This is a genomic window from Bacillus cereus group sp. RP29 (genome assembly GCF_040459765.1).
Taxonomy (GTDB): Bacteria; Bacillota; Bacilli; order Bacillales; family Bacillaceae_G; genus Bacillus_A; species Bacillus_A paranthracis.
Map to the genome: position 1 here is coordinate 1,690,956 of NZ_JARVHN010000001.1, position 14,543 is coordinate 1,705,498.

Consider the following 14,543-nt stretch of genomic DNA (forward strand, 5'->3'; position numbering starts at 1 on the left):
GTCATCGCTTCGATGACTTTTTTCAATGAACAAATGTTTTTGATATGATGGAGGAATAGCTGTGAATTTACCAAATAAAATTACAATATCTAGAATCTGCTTAATTCCAATTTTTATGGTAATTATGTTAGCGCCCTTTGATTGGGGTTCATACACAATTGGTGATGTTGATTTACCAATTCAACATTTAATAGGAGCGCTTATCTTTATTGTTGCTTCGGCTACAGATTGGATTGATGGACATTACGCAAGAAAGTATAATCTTGTAACGAATTTAGGGAAGTTCCTTGACCCGTTAGCTGATAAATTACTTGTTTCAGCGGCACTTATCACGTTAGTTGAGATGCAATACGTACCTGCTTGGATCGTTATTGTCATTATAAGCCGTGAGTTTGCGGTCACTGGTTTACGTCTTGTACTTGCTGGAACAGGGGAAGTAGTTGCGGCAAATCAGCTAGGGAAAATTAAGACGTGGACACAAATCATCGCGATTGCGGCATATTTATTACACGATGTACCTTTAAATTTAATCCATATTCCAGTTGCTGATATCTTTATATGGATTGCATTAATTTTTACTGTTATTTCAGGATGGGATTATTTCTGGAAAAATAGAGCTGCTTTTGTAAACTCAAAATAGAAGTTTATGGGGGAATTGGGATGAACGCTGAAATTATTGCGGTTGGAACAGAATTATTACTTGGACAAATTGCAAATACGAACGCCCAGTTTTTGTCTGAAAAGTTAGCTTCAATTGGAATTAACGTGTACTACCATACTGTAGTTGGTGATAATAACAAGCGACTGCAGCAGGCGATTGAAGTTGCAGAAGAACGTGCGGACATGCTTATTTTTACAGGTGGATTAGGACCGACAAAAGATGATTTGACGAAGGAAACAATTGCGTCTAGCTTAGCGGAAGAGCTTGTATATGATGAAAAGGCATTGGCATCAATAAGCGATTACTTTAAGCGAACAGGTCGAGAGTTCACGGAGAATAATAAAAAGCAGGCACTCGTTTTGGATGGAGCGACTGTATTTGCAAATGATCACGGTATGGCACCTGGTATGGGATTAAATAAGAACGGAAAAGTTTATATTTTATTACCAGGACCACCGAAAGAAATGAAGCCGATGTATGTAAGTTATGTGGAGCCTTTTTTACGTAACTTTACAACAGGAGAAAACATTTATTCTCGCGTGCTTCGTTTTTTCGGAATTGGGGAATCTCAATTAGAGGTGAAAGTTCAAGATTTAATTGATGGACAAACGAATCCGACAATCGCCCCGCTTGCCAATGATGGAGAAGTGACATTACGTTTAACGGCTAAACATCAAAATGTTCATGAAGCGGAGAAACTCATTCAGCATGTGGAAGATTTGATTTTAGAAAGAGTTGGAGAATTTTTCTACGGGTATGACCAAGAGTTTCTACATTATAAGGCGATAGAGTTATTGAAGAAAAAAGGATTAACTTTAGCGTGTGCGGAAAGTTTAACAGGTGGTCTCTTTGGTAATCAAGTAACAGAAAACGCTGGTGTGTCTTCCGTATTTAAAGGCGGTGTCATTTGTTACCATAATGATGTGAAGCAACATGTATTACATGTACCTGAGGAAGTCTTGTCTACTGACGGTGCAGTTAGTAAAGAATGTGCTCGTTATCTTGCTGAAAATGTTAGAGAATTATTAAAAGCGGATATCGGAATTAGTTTCACTGGGGTAGCAGGACCAGATGCTTCAGAACATAAAGAGCCGGGAACTGTATTTGTTGGATTGGCGATTAAAGATGAACCAACTGTAGTCTTTCCTCTAAATTTAAGCGGAAGTCGTCAACAAATTAGGGAACGCTCAGCAAAATATGGATTTTATCATTTGTATAAAAAGCTAGAAGAGATATAAGTCTCTTTTAGCTTTTTTTAATGGTTAAATGTGGTTATATTTAATGAAAAATAAAAAAATCGAATAAATGTTCGATTTTTGTTGGCAAATTGAATTGAAAATAGGTATAATAAGATTAGCAATTCAGTTAAGGAGGAATTTTGAATGAGTGATCGTCAAGCGGCATTAGATATGGCGTTAAAACAAATAGAGAAGCAATTCGGTAAAGGTTCAATTATGAAATTAGGAGAACAAGCGGAGCGTAGAGTTTCTACAGTTTCTAGTGGTTCTTTAGCACTTGATGTGGCATTAGGGGTAGGCGGATACCCACGTGGCCGTATTATCGAGATTTATGGACCTGAGAGTTCAGGTAAAACAACAGTTTCATTACATGCAATTGCAGAGGTACAGCGTCAAGGTGGACAAGCAGCATTCATCGATGCGGAGCATGCAATGGATCCTGTATATGCACAAAAATTAGGTGTTAACATCGATGAATTACTATTATCACAACCTGATACAGGGGAGCAAGGTTTAGAAATCGCAGAAGCACTTGTACGAAGTGGTGCGGTTGATATTATCGTAATTGACTCTGTAGCAGCTCTTGTACCAAAAGCTGAGATTGAAGGAGACATGGGTGACTCACACGTAGGTTTACAAGCTCGTCTAATGTCTCAAGCACTTCGTAAACTTTCAGGTGCAATCAATAAATCAAAAACAATCGCAATCTTTATTAACCAAATTCGTGAAAAAGTTGGGGTTATGTTCGGAAATCAACTACAAGTTGCTTAATCAAAGTGATGTACTTGAGTCTTTATTTGTCTTCTTCGACTAAGTCTTTATAAGGGATTTCTTATAGGGAGAGATTAAAGTGGCAGTGACAATTGGTAATAGAACTTATCGAAACATAGAACAATGGCAAGTGGATTTTATTGTGACACATGCGGATAGAAAATTGAAAGATATAGGTAAAGAAATTAATCTTGATGAAAGGCGAGTAGGTGAAATATTAAAGTTACTCGGAATTAAAAGAACCAGACATAGAAAGATTTACTTGCCTAAAACCGCAGAAGTTGAACAAGAATTGAAAAATCCATATTTATCACATGTTGAAATTGCTATTAAGTATGGCGTATCTGATACATGTGTTGCTAAAAGGAGAAAAGAGCTTAATGTAAAGGTCAGAAAGAAAAATTATGATACTTTACTGGAACAACAGGTTGAACAGATGTTGCTAAGTTTAGATCTGGCGTTCATTAAGCAAAAAAGAATCGATAAGTGGTCTATTGATTTCTACTTAGGTAGAAAATATTGTTTAGATGTCCATGGGAAATGGGCACACTCACTCCAAAAGATAAAAGAACGAGATAAAAGAAAACTTTTATTTATGGAAGAGGGCTGCTATAAATATCTTGTTATACATGAAGAAGAGTTAGCAAATAAAGAAAAAGTCTTGCAAAAGATTAAGGAGTTTACCATGGGTTTCCCTTGCTAGTGATAGCATGTTAAAAAACCTTGTGAACCTTATTGCCTAAGGGTGTAACTATTCATATAGTTGCTAACGGTGAAGCCCACCATTATTTAGGGTAATACCGTGCCAAGCTCCATAGTGATATGGGGAAGGTGTAGAGACTACCGAAAAGGACTTTTAGTTAACTGAGTAGGGTACGGCAGATGATAGGCTACTGCTGGAAGTGCAAGGCTCTCTGTAAAGAGATGAAGAGATAGTCCGGACTATAGAGATGGAAAATCTATAGATAGTGCCAGAAACAACTCCAGGTGGTCGTGCGTTGAAATTCTATTCAACTGTTCGTCTTGAAGTACGTCGTGCGGAGCAATTAAAACAAGGTAACGACATTGTTGGTAATAAAACAAAAGTAAAAGTAGTTAAAAATAAAGTGGCACCACCATTCCGTGTTGCGGAAGTTGATATTATGTACGGAGAAGGTATTTCAAGAGAAGGTGAAATCTTAGATATGGCTTCTGAACTTGATATCGTTCAAAAGAGCGGTGCTTGGTACTCTTATAATGAAGAACGCTTAGGACAAGGTCGTGAAAATTCGAAGCAGTTCTTAAAAGAAAATACGGATTTAAGAGAAGAAATTGCCTTCTTTATTCGTGAGCATCACGGAATTAGCGAAGATTCAGGTGCTGAAGATATGGAAGATCCAAGTCTTCTTGATTAAAGTGGGATAAAAGACACGGCTTCGTGTCTTTTATTTTTGTATCATTATGAAAGCGTTGTATATCGTTGGAGATAAAATATTTAATCCATCTAAAACAGTATGTGTACAGAGGGATATATGCGTGTTTTACATGAATAAACTGGAATTTACTAAGGTTTTCCAGGATAATATGCTCTCTGCTTTTTAAATTCCTATATAAATTAGAGCTGAAGGTAAAGAAAGTAAAAGTAGACAACGCTTGACAATGAAAATTGCGATAGATACAATGAGAATGTATATTTTTTCTTATATACGAAACACTCTTCTCAAGAAGAGAAGTAATATTCGGAGTAAGACTTAAATCTTGCCGAAATAATAATATGACATTTTAATTGTGAAATGAAGAAAGTCCCTTAAAAAAGCGGGACGACGGTCTTTGCTGTATGTTGTTATTCAATGTACATGCCGACAGTCTTTTTTCATTCATAGCAAGGGGAGGTGAAATCATGAGTAGTACTGCAGTTTGGATACTCATCTCCATTTTGCTTGCAACAGTCGGTGCAGTTGTTGGCTTTTTTGTTCGAAAGTCTATTGCTGAAGCGAAGATTAATGGTGCAGCTAATGAAGCGAAACGTATTATAGATGAAGCGAATCGTGAAGCTGAAGCACTTAAGAAAGAAGCGCTTTTAGAAGCAAAGGATGAAATTCATACACTTCGTACAGAAGCTGAATTAGAAATTCGTGACCGTAGAAGCGAATTACAAAAACAAGAAAATCGTTTAATGCAAAAAGAAGAGAACCTTGATCGTAAAGACGAAACGCTCGATAAACGCGAGCAACAGTTAGAAAAGAAAGAGGATTCTCTTGTAGCGAGACAACAACAGATTGAAGAGTTGGAAAGCAAAGTGGGAGAGTTAGTTCAAAAGCAACAAACAGAATTAGAGCGCATTTCCAATCTGACACGCGAACAAGCGAAAGCAATTATTCTTGGTAAAGTAGAAAGTGAAGTTTCTCATGAAATTGCCGTAATGGTAAAAGAAAGTGAAGTTCGTGCGAAAGAAGAAGCAGATAAGAAAGCAAAAGAGATTTTATCTCTTGCAATGCAGAGATGTGCAGCTGATCATGTTGCTGAAACAACCGTTTCGGTTGTAAATCTTCCAAATGACGAAATGAAGGGACGTATTATCGGACGTGAAGGTCGAAATATTCGTACGTTAGAAACGTTAACAGGTATTGACCTAATTATCGATGATACACCAGAAGCGGTTATCCTTTCTGGATTCGACCCAATTCGTCGTGAAACAGCTCGTATCGCTCTTGATAAACTAGTACAGGACGGACGTATTCACCCAGCGCGTATTGAAGAGATGGTCGAAAAATCAAGACGTGAAGTGGACGAGTATATTCGTGAAGTCGGAGAGCAAACAACGTTTGAAGTGGGTGTTCACGGTTTACATCCAGATTTAATTAAGATTTTAGGTCGTTTAAAATACCGTACAAGTTACGGGCAAAACGTCTTAAAACACTCTATGGAAGTTGCATATTTAACTGGACTTATGGCAGCAGAGCTTGGTGAGGATGAAAAACTAGCAAGACGTGCTGGTCTATTACATGATATCGGTAAAGCGATTGACCATGAAGTAGAAGGTAGCCACGTTGAAATTGGTGTTGAACTCGCAACGAAATATAAAGAGCATCCTGTAGTTATAAACAGTATTGCATCTCACCACGGAGACACAGAACCAACTTCTATCATTGCAGTTTTAGTTGCAGCAGCAGATGCATTATCAGCTGCAAGACCTGGAGCTCGTAGTGAAACACTTGAGAACTATATTCGTCGTCTTGAAAAGTTAGAAGAGATTTCAGAGTCTTATGAAGGCGTAGAAAAATCTTTCGCAATTCAAGCAGGACGAGAAGTTCGTATTCTGGTAAAACCAGATACAATTGATGATTTAGAAGCTCATCGTTTAGCTCGTGATATTCGAAAACGTATTGAAAATGAACTGGATTACCCAGGGCATATTAAAGTAACTGTTATTCGTGAAACACGCGCAGTGGAATACGCAAAATAAAGTGGTGAAACACCACTTTATTTTTTTGTGTTGGAATTGGTTAAAATAAAGGAAATTAGTTATACCTAGCATACAAGTGAAACAAACTTATAATAAATATATTGTAAGATAATTACTTGAAGCTATAGTAATAAAAAATGTAGTACATAGGAAGGGTAAGACATATGAGAATATTATTTGTTGGGGATGTAGTAGGATCTCCTGGTAGAGGTATGATTCAACAATACGTACCGGCATTAAAGAAGAAATATACACCTACAGTAACCATTATTAATGGGGAAAATGCAGCAGGTGGACGTGGAATTACGGAAAAAATATACCGAAACTTTTTAGAATGCGGAGCACAAGCGGTTACACTTGGAAATCACGCTTGGGATAACCGTGAAGTATTTGAATTTATTGATGATGCAAAATATCTTGCAAGACCAGCTAACTTCCCAGAAGGCACTCCAGGAAAAGGGCTTATTTTTGTGAACTGTAATGGAACAGAAGTTGCAGTTATTAACTTACAAGGACGTACGTTCCTTCCTCCAATTGATTGTCCATTCCGTAAAGTGGATGAATTAATTAACATTGCGAAAAAACGTACGAATATTATTTTTGTTGATTTCCATGCGGAAACTACAAGCGAAAAACAAGCGTTAGGTTGGTATGTAGATGGTCGTGCTACAGCGGTAGTAGGTACACATACGCATGTTCCTACAGCAGATAATCGCATTTTACCAAGCGGAACGGCATATATCACAGATGTTGGTATGACAGGGCCGTACGATGGAATTTTAGGTATGGACCGAGAAGCAGTATTGAAGAAGTTTTTAACAAACTTACCAGTACGATTTGAAGTGACAAATGGTAGAACACAATTAAGTGCAGTGCTAATTGATGTGGACCCTAATACGGGAAAAGCTAAGAAAATTGAGCGTATCTTAATTAATGATGATCAGCCATTTTTTGAGTAATTCCTATTAAAATTTAGATAAATTATTATTTTTTAATTTTTTAGAAAAATTACAGAAATTTAGCAGGAATACGTGTCATTCCTCGTGAATATAAGTTAAAGTGAAATAATTGCTAATACTTTTTATAGAAACGAGGAGGAAACGCGGAATGGAAATATTAAAAGTTAAAGCAACGTCGGTCCCTAATTCTGTAGCTGGTGCACTTGCAGGTGTTATTCGCGAACGCGGAACAGCAGAAATTCAAGCCATTGGTGCAGGTGCATTGAACCAAGCGGTAAAGGCAGTAGCAATTGCAAGAGGATTTGTAGCGCCTAGTGGTTTGGACCTGATTTGTATCCCAGCGTTTACGGATATTATGATTGATGGGGAAGAACGTACAGCAATAAAATTAATTGTAGAACCTCGTTAAGTTTAAACAACCTGTTTGCAGTATGCAAACAGGTTGTTTTTATAATGGAGGAATGAAAATGAAAATTTTTGATGCTCATTGTGATGTGCTTCTTCAGTTATGGAGTGCACAAGGGAGAAAGGATTTTAAACATGATTCGCAATTACATATTACATTTGAACAGTTAAAGAACAGAAAAGGAAGTATACAATGTTTTGCTATATATGTGCCAGAAACAGTGGCATATGAAAACCGATTTGAAGTAGCATTGCAAATGGTAGATATTTTTTATAATGAAATTTTATCCCTACCAGGTGTGAAGTTTATTCAGACAAAAGATGATATTAACATGTTAAAACAGGACGAGATTGGAGCGATATTAACACTAGAAGGATGCGAAGCAATTGGAAAAGATGCAATGAAAATACGGTTGTTGTATCGCCTAGGAGTACGTTCTTTTGGACTAACATGGAATTATGCCAATCTATTAGCTGATGGTGCGCTAGAGACACGTGGGGCAGGTTTAACGACTTCTGGTAAACATGTTGTACAAGAACTGAATGCGTTACATGTATGGACTGATGTGTCTCATTTGAATGAAAGAAGTTTTTGGGATGTTATAGAAATTGCAAAAAATCCTATTGCTTCCCACTCAAATTGTATGAAACTTTGCCAGCACCCACGTAATTTAAACGATGAACAACTTAAAGCTCTTATAAAGCGAAATGGCATGATCGGTGTCACTTTTGTACCGCAGTTTCTAACAAATGAAAAACAAGCGAATGTAGCAGATATAGTAAGACATATCGAATATATTTGTTCATTAGGTGGAGAGAACAATATAGGGTTTGGTTCGGATTTTGATGGGATAGTAGAAACAGTTGTAAATGTATCAGCGTATCGAGATTATGAAAATGTAATGAATGAGCTTTGTAAACACTATGCTGCATCTACTGTAGAGCGATTTTTATATGATAATTTTGTTGAACATATCGGCTTTTAAGATTTTTGTTTTAAAAATCCAGAAAAATTAGAATTAATTCATTTGATATTATTGCTTTTTTTAAGACCTAATACTAGAATGAAAAACAAAATAGCTTTATACTAAAGATTCAGGGAAATCAGAAGAGGCATAATTTGCGTCCATTGTAGTTTATTTGCATAAAAAATGCTAAACTATTACTGTAAAAAAATACACTACAATGAATGCAGCCAAAAGGGGTGTAGGAGATGATTAGTCAACTTTCATGGAAAGTTGGAGGCCAACAAGGTGAAGGAATTGAAAGTACAGGAGAAATCTTCTGTATTGCATTAAACCGATTAGGATATTACCTATACGGTTACCGCCACTTCTCATCACGTATAAAAGGCGGCCATACAAATAATAAAATTCGTGTAAGTACAACAGAAGTACGCGCGATCTCAGATGATTTAGATATTTTAATTGCTTTTGATCAAGAAACAATTGATTTTAACTTCCACGAACTACGTCCGGGCGGGATTGTAGTTGCAGATGCGAAATTTAATCCGACAATACCTGACAATACAGATGTAAATCTATATGTGATACCGTTTACAGATATTGCTTCAGAATTAGGCACATCATTAATGAAAAACATGGTTGCTGTTGGAGCATCAAGTGCGGTATTAGGATTAGATGAAACAGCTTATTTAGATGTTGTTGAAGAGATCTTTGGTCGTAAAGGAGAGCAAGTTGTTCAAAAGAATATGGACGCAATTAAGCGCGGCTCTCAATATATGAAAGAGTTACTAGGTGAGAAAGTAAACATGATGCAGCTTGAAAAAGCTGATGGTCAGAAGCGCATGTTTATGATTGGGAACGATGCGATCGCATTTGGTGCAGTAGCTGGTGGTGCTCGCTTTATGTCTGCATATCCAATTACACCTGCATCTGAAATTATGGAATACTTAATTAAAAAATTGCCAAAAGTCGGCGGAACAGTAATCCAAACTGAGGATGAAATTGCAGCTTGTACAATGGCAATCGGTGCAAACTATGCTGGTGTTCGTACATTAACTGCATCTGCTGGTCCAGGTCTATCTTTAATGATGGAAGCGATTGGTTTAGCAGGTATTACAGAAACGCCATTAGTAATTGTTGATACACAACGTGGTGGTCCAAGTACAGGATTACCAACGAAACAAGAGCAGTCTGATTTAATGGCAATGATTTACGGTACGCACGGTGAAATTCCAAAAATCGTAATGGCGCCAAGTACAGTGGAAGAAGCTTTCTATGATATTGTAGAAGCGTTTAACTTATCTGAAGAATATCAAGTACCTGTTATTTTCTTAACAGATTTACAGCTTTCTTTAGGGAAACAGACAGTAGAACCACTTAAGTTAGATAAAGTGGAAATTCGTCGTGGTAAGCTTGATTTAGAAGCGGAATTACCAGAACGTGAAAATAAAGCATACTTCAAGCGTTATGAAGTAACAGAAGATGGCGTTTCACCACGTGTTTTACCTGGTATGAAAAATGGTGTTCACCATGTTACAGGTGTAGAACATGATGAAACTGGTAAACCATCTGAATCAGCATTAAACCGTAAAGATCAAATGGACAAACGTTTCCGTAAAATGGAGAACTTGAAGTTTAATACCCCTGTTTATAAAAATGTTAAGCATGAAGAAGCAGACGTATTGCTTGTTGGATTTAACTCAACTCGTGGTGCGATCGAAGAAGCAATGGAGCGCTTAGAACAAGAGGGTATGAAAGTAAACCATGCTCATGTGCGTTTAATTCACCCGTTCCCAACAGCTGAAATCGATCCACTTGTGAAAAATGCGAAGCGTGTTGTAGTGGTAGAAAACAATGCAACAGGTCAACTTGCTAACATTATGAAAATGAATCTTGGTAACGGTGAGAAAATTTCTAGTCTTTTAAAATATGATGGGAACCCATTCTTGCCGAAAGAGATTTACAACGAATGCAAAAAAGGGGTTGTATTAAATGGCAACATTTAAGGACTTTCGTAACAGTGTAAAACCAAACTGGTGCCCAGGTTGCGGAGACTTCTCGGTGCAAGCTGCAATTCAACGTGCGGCAGCTAACGTTGGCTTAAATCCAGATGAACTTGCTGTTATTTCTGGTATCGGCTGTTCAGGTCGTATTTCAGGTTATATTAATTCATATGGTGTGCATAGTATTCATGGTCGTGCCCTTCCAATTGCACAAGGTGTAAAAATGGCAAACCGTGATTTAACAGTTATCGCATCAGGTGGTGACGGTGATGGATTTGCGATTGGTATGGGACATACGATCCATTCTATTCGTCGTAACATTGACATTACGTACATCGTAATGGATAACCAAATTTATGGATTAACAAAAGGACAAACTTCACCACGTAGTGAAGCTGGATTTAAAACGAAAAGTACACCACAAGGTTCAATTGAACCGTCACTAAATGTTATGGAAATGGCTTTAACAGCTGGTGCAACATTTGTGGCACAAAGCTTTTCAAGTGATTTAAAAGAATTAACACAAATTATTGAAGCTGGTATTAACCATAAAGGATTTTCATTAATTAACGTATTCAGCCCATGTGTTACTTACAATAAAGTAAATACTTACGATTGGTTTAAAGAGAATTTAACAAAACTAAGTACAGTAGAGGGATATGATCCGTCTAATCGCATGATGGCTATGCAAACATTAATGGAAAACAACGGATTAGTAACAGGGTTAATTTATCAAAATACAGCGCAACCTTCATACCAAGAACTAGTAAAAGGCTATAGTGAGAAGCCTTTAGTGCAATCTGATTTAAACATGGATCAGAAAATGTTTGATGAACTTGTTGCTGAATTTATGTAATATAAGAAGAGGAGGTTGCCATTTGGCAACCTTTTTTTATGAGTGAAAATATAAGGTAGTCTTATTTACTTAGAAAATTCAGAATGGTAAAATAATATATAAATCGTTGTATGAAAATTGCATGTTCATTAACTAGGAAATGTAATAATAGGATAAGCCTTCTTCTTTGTAAAAATTGGCGAAACACTTCATACTATGGTAATGTGTATAGGGATAAAGCAATATGTTTTTGAGTAGGACAAAAGAAATACAAAAAGGGAATGTCTATTTGTGTGGGGAAGACTTCATTCTTATAGATGATTAGATTGATTACTCAAGTTTCAAAGGACAAGTATCTCTCAAGCTATCTAACCATTTTTGAGGTGGGTCTAAGCGCATTAAAATGGACTATAAAGTGTGTATAGTTAAGGGTGAAAGGAGATTACCGATGAACGAGCAACAACGATTAGCAAGTCAACAAGTGAATTCCTCTACGAAAAAAGAAGAGAAAGATTATAGTAAATACTTTGAAAGTGTATACCAACCACCTTCCTTAAAAGACGCGAAAAAACGAGGGAAAGAAGAAGTTAAAATTGAACGGGATTTTGGCTTACCTGAAGAGTTTCGCAATTTCGGTACAGGAAGAAAGTTTTATATTCGTACATATGGTTGTCAAATGAATGAGCACGATACAGAAGTAATGGCGGGTATTTTCACTGCACTTGGATATGAACCAACCTTTTCAACTGAAGAAGCAGATGTAGTATTATTAAATACTTGTGCTATTCGTGAAAATGCTGAAAATAAAGTGTTCGGTGAACTAGGGCATTTAAAGGCACTAAAACGAAGAAATCCTGATCTTTTAATTGGTGTATGTGGTTGTATGTCCCAAGAGGAATCTGTTGTAAATAAAATTATGCAAAAAAATCAGCATGTAGATATGGTGTTTGGAACGCATAATATTCATAGATTACCGTACATTCTAAAAGATGCAATGTTCTCGAAGGAGACGGTAGTTGAAGTTTGGTCCAAAGAAGGAGACGTAATTGAAAATCTTCCGAAAGTACGTCGTGGTGATATTAAAGCTTGGGTAAATATTATGTATGGCTGTGATAAGTTCTGTACATATTGTATCGTACCGTATACACGCGGAAAAGAGCGAAGCAGACGTCCAGAAGACATTATCCAAGAGATTCGTCATTTAGCTGCGAATGGTTATAAAGAAATTACGTTACTTGGACAGAACGTAAATGCATATGGTAAAGACTTTGAAGATATAGAATACGGTCTTGGCGATTTAATGGACGAGCTCCGTAAAGTTGATATTGCCCGTATTCGTTTTACAACGAGCCATCCACGCGATTTCGATGATCACTTAATTGAAGTGCTTGGAAAAGGTGGCAACTTAGTAGAACATATTCACTTACCAGTTCAATCTGGAAGCACAGAAATGTTAAAAATTATGGCGCGTAAATATTCACGTGAGCATTATTTAGAGCTTGTAAGAAAAATTAAAGAAGCAATTCCAAACGCGGTATTAACAACTGATATTATTGTCGGTTTCCCGAATGAAACAGATGAGCAATTTGAAGAAACGATGTCGTTATATCGTGAAGTAGGGTTTGATACTGCCTTTACCTTTATTTATTCTCCGCGTGAAGGTACACCAGCTGCAAAAATGAAAGACAATGTACCGATGGAAGTAAAGAAAGAACGTCTTCAACGCTTAAATGCATTAGTAAATAAATTGGCAATTGAAAAGAATAATCGTTATAAAGGTCAAATTGTAGAAGTGTTAGTTGATGGAGAGAGTAAAAATAATCCAGAAGTACTTGCAGGTTATACTCGTACAAATAAACTTGTAAACTTTGTTGCTCCAAAGTCTTTAATTGGTCAGCTTGTGAAAGTAAAAGTAACGGATGCAAAAACTTGGTCTCTTAACGGAGAATTAGTTGAAGAGCCGATTGAGGTGGAATAATAGATGAAAGTATATTCGAAAGATGAAATTGTTGAGCAAGCGAAAGAATTAGCAAAAATGATTTCTGAAACAGAAGAAGTTGATTTCTTTAAGAAAGCAGAGGCACAAATTCATAAAAATGAAAATGTGAAGCGCGCAATTGATGAAATTAAAGCACTGCAAAAACAAGCAGTAAACTTGCAACATTACGGGAAATGGGAAGCTTTGAAAAAAGTAGAAGCTGAAATTGATGCCCTGCAAGATAAGTTAGATAGCATCCCAGTTGTACAAGAATTTAAATCTTCACAAACATATGTAAATGACTTACTACAGCTAGTTGCAAGTACGATTTCTAACAACGTAACAGATGAAATATTAATTTCAACTAATGGCGATGTATTGAAGGGTGAAACGGGCGCAGCGGTAGAAAGTAAAAAAGGAAATTGTGGTTGTTAAAGAGATGTCGAATTGACATCTCTTTTTTTAGTGGATTAAACGTAAGTTCTTCTGAAAAAAAGAATGACACATTCCGCTATTGTCACGCATATGATTAAGTGAATAGTGATTGAGGAGGGTTACGAATGTCCGAATTTAGAGAGATTATTACAAAAGCAGTGGTTGGAAAAGGACGTAAGTATACAAAGTCAACGCATACATGTGAATCGAATAATGAGCCAACAAGTATTTTAGGGTGCTGGGTAATTAACCACTCGTACGAAGCAAGAAAGAATGGAAAACATGTGGAAATTGAAGGTTTCTATGATGTGAACACTTGGTATTCATTCGATGGCAATACAAAGACAGAAGTTGTAACAGAACGTGTAAACTACACAGATGAAGTAAGCATTGGATATCGTGATAAAAACTTTTCTGGTGATGATTTAGAAATTATTGCTCGTGTCATTCAGCCACCAAATTGTTTAGAAGCTCTTGTATCACCAAATGGTAATAAAATTGTTGTAACGGTAGAACGTGAATTTGTAACAGAAGTAGTTGGCGAAACGAAAATTTGTGTAAGTGTAAACCCTGAAGGTTGTGTAGAATCAGATGATGCTTTCCAAATTGAAGATGATGAGTTTGAAGAGTTAGATCCGAACTTTATCGTTGATGCAGAAGAAGAGTAATAGAAAGCTAGGGAGAAGTTCTTCCTAGCTTTTTACTTTACATAAGTGGTGCTTAGATGAACATGATTGCTAATGAAATGTGCTATAATGAAGAAAGACTCCTGAAATAGGAGATAAGAGTGTCCGTGAAATGTGACATATATGAATATAGATTATTATGTAAGAATTATGGAGGATAAG

12 protein-coding genes and 2 pseudogenes are annotated in these 14,543 nt (G+C 36.6%); all 14 read left to right on the forward strand.

Going from position 1 to position 14,543, the window contains the following annotated elements; translation table 11 throughout:
* The first annotated feature begins 61 nt into the window (after positions 1 to 61).
* Positions 62 to 640: a CDP-diacylglycerol--glycerol-3-phosphate 3-phosphatidyltransferase gene (pgsA, locus tag QCI47_RS09000; protein ID WP_001052963.1), complete on the forward strand. Its 579-nt coding sequence runs from the start codon at positions 62 to 64 to the stop codon at positions 638 to 640.
* A 20-nt stretch (positions 641 to 660) separates the two neighbouring features.
* Positions 661 to 1,899, forward strand: a complete 1,239-nt coding sequence (gene cinA / locus QCI47_RS09005; RefSeq protein WP_000990717.1) for a competence/damage-inducible protein CinA — start codon at positions 661 to 663, stop codon at positions 1,897 to 1,899.
* Positions 1,900 to 2,043: 144 nt separating this feature from the next.
* A pseudogene (gene recA, locus QCI47_RS09010) lies at positions 2,044 to 2,652 on the forward strand (recombinase RecA); the annotation flags it as partial.
* A gap of 97 nt (positions 2,653 to 2,749) precedes the next feature.
* Complete coding sequence (locus tag QCI47_RS09015) at positions 2,750 to 3,373, forward strand: PDDEXK family nuclease (protein WP_163072830.1); 624 nt, start codon at positions 2,750 to 2,752, stop codon at positions 3,371 to 3,373.
* 268 nt (positions 3,374 to 3,641) lie between these two features.
* Positions 3,642 to 4,064 (forward strand): annotated as a pseudogene (locus QCI47_RS09020) (recombinase RecA family protein); the annotation flags it as partial.
* A gap of 485 nt (positions 4,065 to 4,549) precedes the next feature.
* Positions 4,550 to 6,115 carry a ribonuclease Y gene (rny, locus tag QCI47_RS09025; RefSeq protein WP_000099355.1) on the forward strand — a complete coding sequence of 522 codons (1,566 nt, stop codon included), beginning with the start codon at positions 4,550 to 4,552 and terminating at the stop codon, positions 6,113 to 6,115.
* A gap of 164 nt (positions 6,116 to 6,279) precedes the next feature.
* Positions 6,280 to 7,074, forward strand: a complete 795-nt coding sequence (locus QCI47_RS09030) for a TIGR00282 family metallophosphoesterase (protein ID WP_001221095.1) — start codon at positions 6,280 to 6,282, stop codon at positions 7,072 to 7,074.
* 148 nt (positions 7,075 to 7,222) lie between these two features.
* Complete coding sequence (spoVS, locus tag QCI47_RS09035) at positions 7,223 to 7,483, forward strand: stage V sporulation protein SpoVS (RefSeq protein ID WP_000404341.1); 261 nt, start codon at positions 7,223 to 7,225, stop codon at positions 7,481 to 7,483.
* A gap of 58 nt (positions 7,484 to 7,541) precedes the next feature.
* A complete protein-coding gene (locus QCI47_RS09040) occupies positions 7,542 to 8,465 on the forward strand; it encodes a dipeptidase (protein ID WP_000688053.1) in 924 nt (307 codons plus the stop codon).
* Between the two features lie 227 nt (positions 8,466 to 8,692).
* Positions 8,693 to 10,450 carry a 2-oxoacid:acceptor oxidoreductase subunit alpha gene (locus QCI47_RS09045; RefSeq protein ID WP_000625425.1) on the forward strand — a complete coding sequence of 586 codons (1,758 nt, stop codon included), beginning with the start codon at positions 8,693 to 8,695 and terminating at the stop codon, positions 10,448 to 10,450.
* A complete protein-coding gene (locus tag QCI47_RS09050) occupies positions 10,437 to 11,303 on the forward strand; it encodes a 2-oxoacid:ferredoxin oxidoreductase subunit beta (RefSeq protein ID WP_000190154.1) in 867 nt (288 codons plus the stop codon). Before QCI47_RS09045 ends, QCI47_RS09050 begins: the two co-directional genes overlap by 14 nt.
* 427 nt (positions 11,304 to 11,730) lie before the next feature.
* Positions 11,731 to 13,260, forward strand: coding sequence for a tRNA (N6-isopentenyl adenosine(37)-C2)-methylthiotransferase MiaB (gene miaB / locus QCI47_RS09055; protein ID WP_001005403.1), 1,530 nt, complete (start codon positions 11,731 to 11,733; stop codon positions 13,258 to 13,260).
* Positions 13,261 to 13,263: 3 nt separating this feature from the next.
* Positions 13,264 to 13,695, forward strand: a complete 432-nt coding sequence (locus QCI47_RS09060) for a YlbF/YmcA family competence regulator (RefSeq protein WP_000870462.1) — start codon at positions 13,264 to 13,266, stop codon at positions 13,693 to 13,695.
* 125 nt (positions 13,696 to 13,820) lie between these two features.
* Positions 13,821 to 14,363, forward strand: coding sequence for an outer spore coat protein CotE (gene cotE / locus QCI47_RS09065; protein ID WP_001288798.1), 543 nt, complete (start codon positions 13,821 to 13,823; stop codon positions 14,361 to 14,363).
* Positions 14,364 to 14,543: the final 180 nt, after the last annotated feature.

Excerpts from the sequence above, each read along its gene's own strand:
- cinA (WP_000990717.1), top strand. The coding sequence starts at position 661 with ATGAACGCTGAAATTATTGCGGTTGGAACAGAATTATTACTTGGACAA.
- rny (WP_000099355.1), top strand. The coding sequence starts at position 4,550 with ATGAGTAGTACTGCAGTTTGGATACTCATCTCCATTTTGCTTGCAACA.
- QCI47_RS09030 (WP_001221095.1), top strand. The coding sequence starts at position 6,280 with ATGAGAATATTATTTGTTGGGGATGTAGTAGGATCTCCTGGTAGAGGT.
- spoVS (WP_000404341.1), top strand. The coding sequence starts at position 7,223 with ATGGAAATATTAAAAGTTAAAGCAACGTCGGTCCCTAATTCTGTAGCT.
- QCI47_RS09040 (WP_000688053.1), top strand. The coding sequence starts at position 7,542 with ATGAAAATTTTTGATGCTCATTGTGATGTGCTTCTTCAGTTATGGAGT.
- QCI47_RS09045 (WP_000625425.1), top strand. The coding sequence starts at position 8,693 with ATGATTAGTCAACTTTCATGGAAAGTTGGAGGCCAACAAGGTGAAGGA.
- QCI47_RS09050 (WP_000190154.1), top strand. The coding sequence starts at position 10,437 with ATGGCAACATTTAAGGACTTTCGTAACAGTGTAAAACCAAACTGGTGC.
- miaB (WP_001005403.1), top strand. The coding sequence starts at position 11,731 with ATGAACGAGCAACAACGATTAGCAAGTCAACAAGTGAATTCCTCTACG.
- QCI47_RS09060 (WP_000870462.1), top strand. The coding sequence starts at position 13,264 with ATGAAAGTATATTCGAAAGATGAAATTGTTGAGCAAGCGAAAGAATTA.
- cotE (WP_001288798.1), top strand. The coding sequence starts at position 13,821 with ATGTCCGAATTTAGAGAGATTATTACAAAAGCAGTGGTTGGAAAAGGA.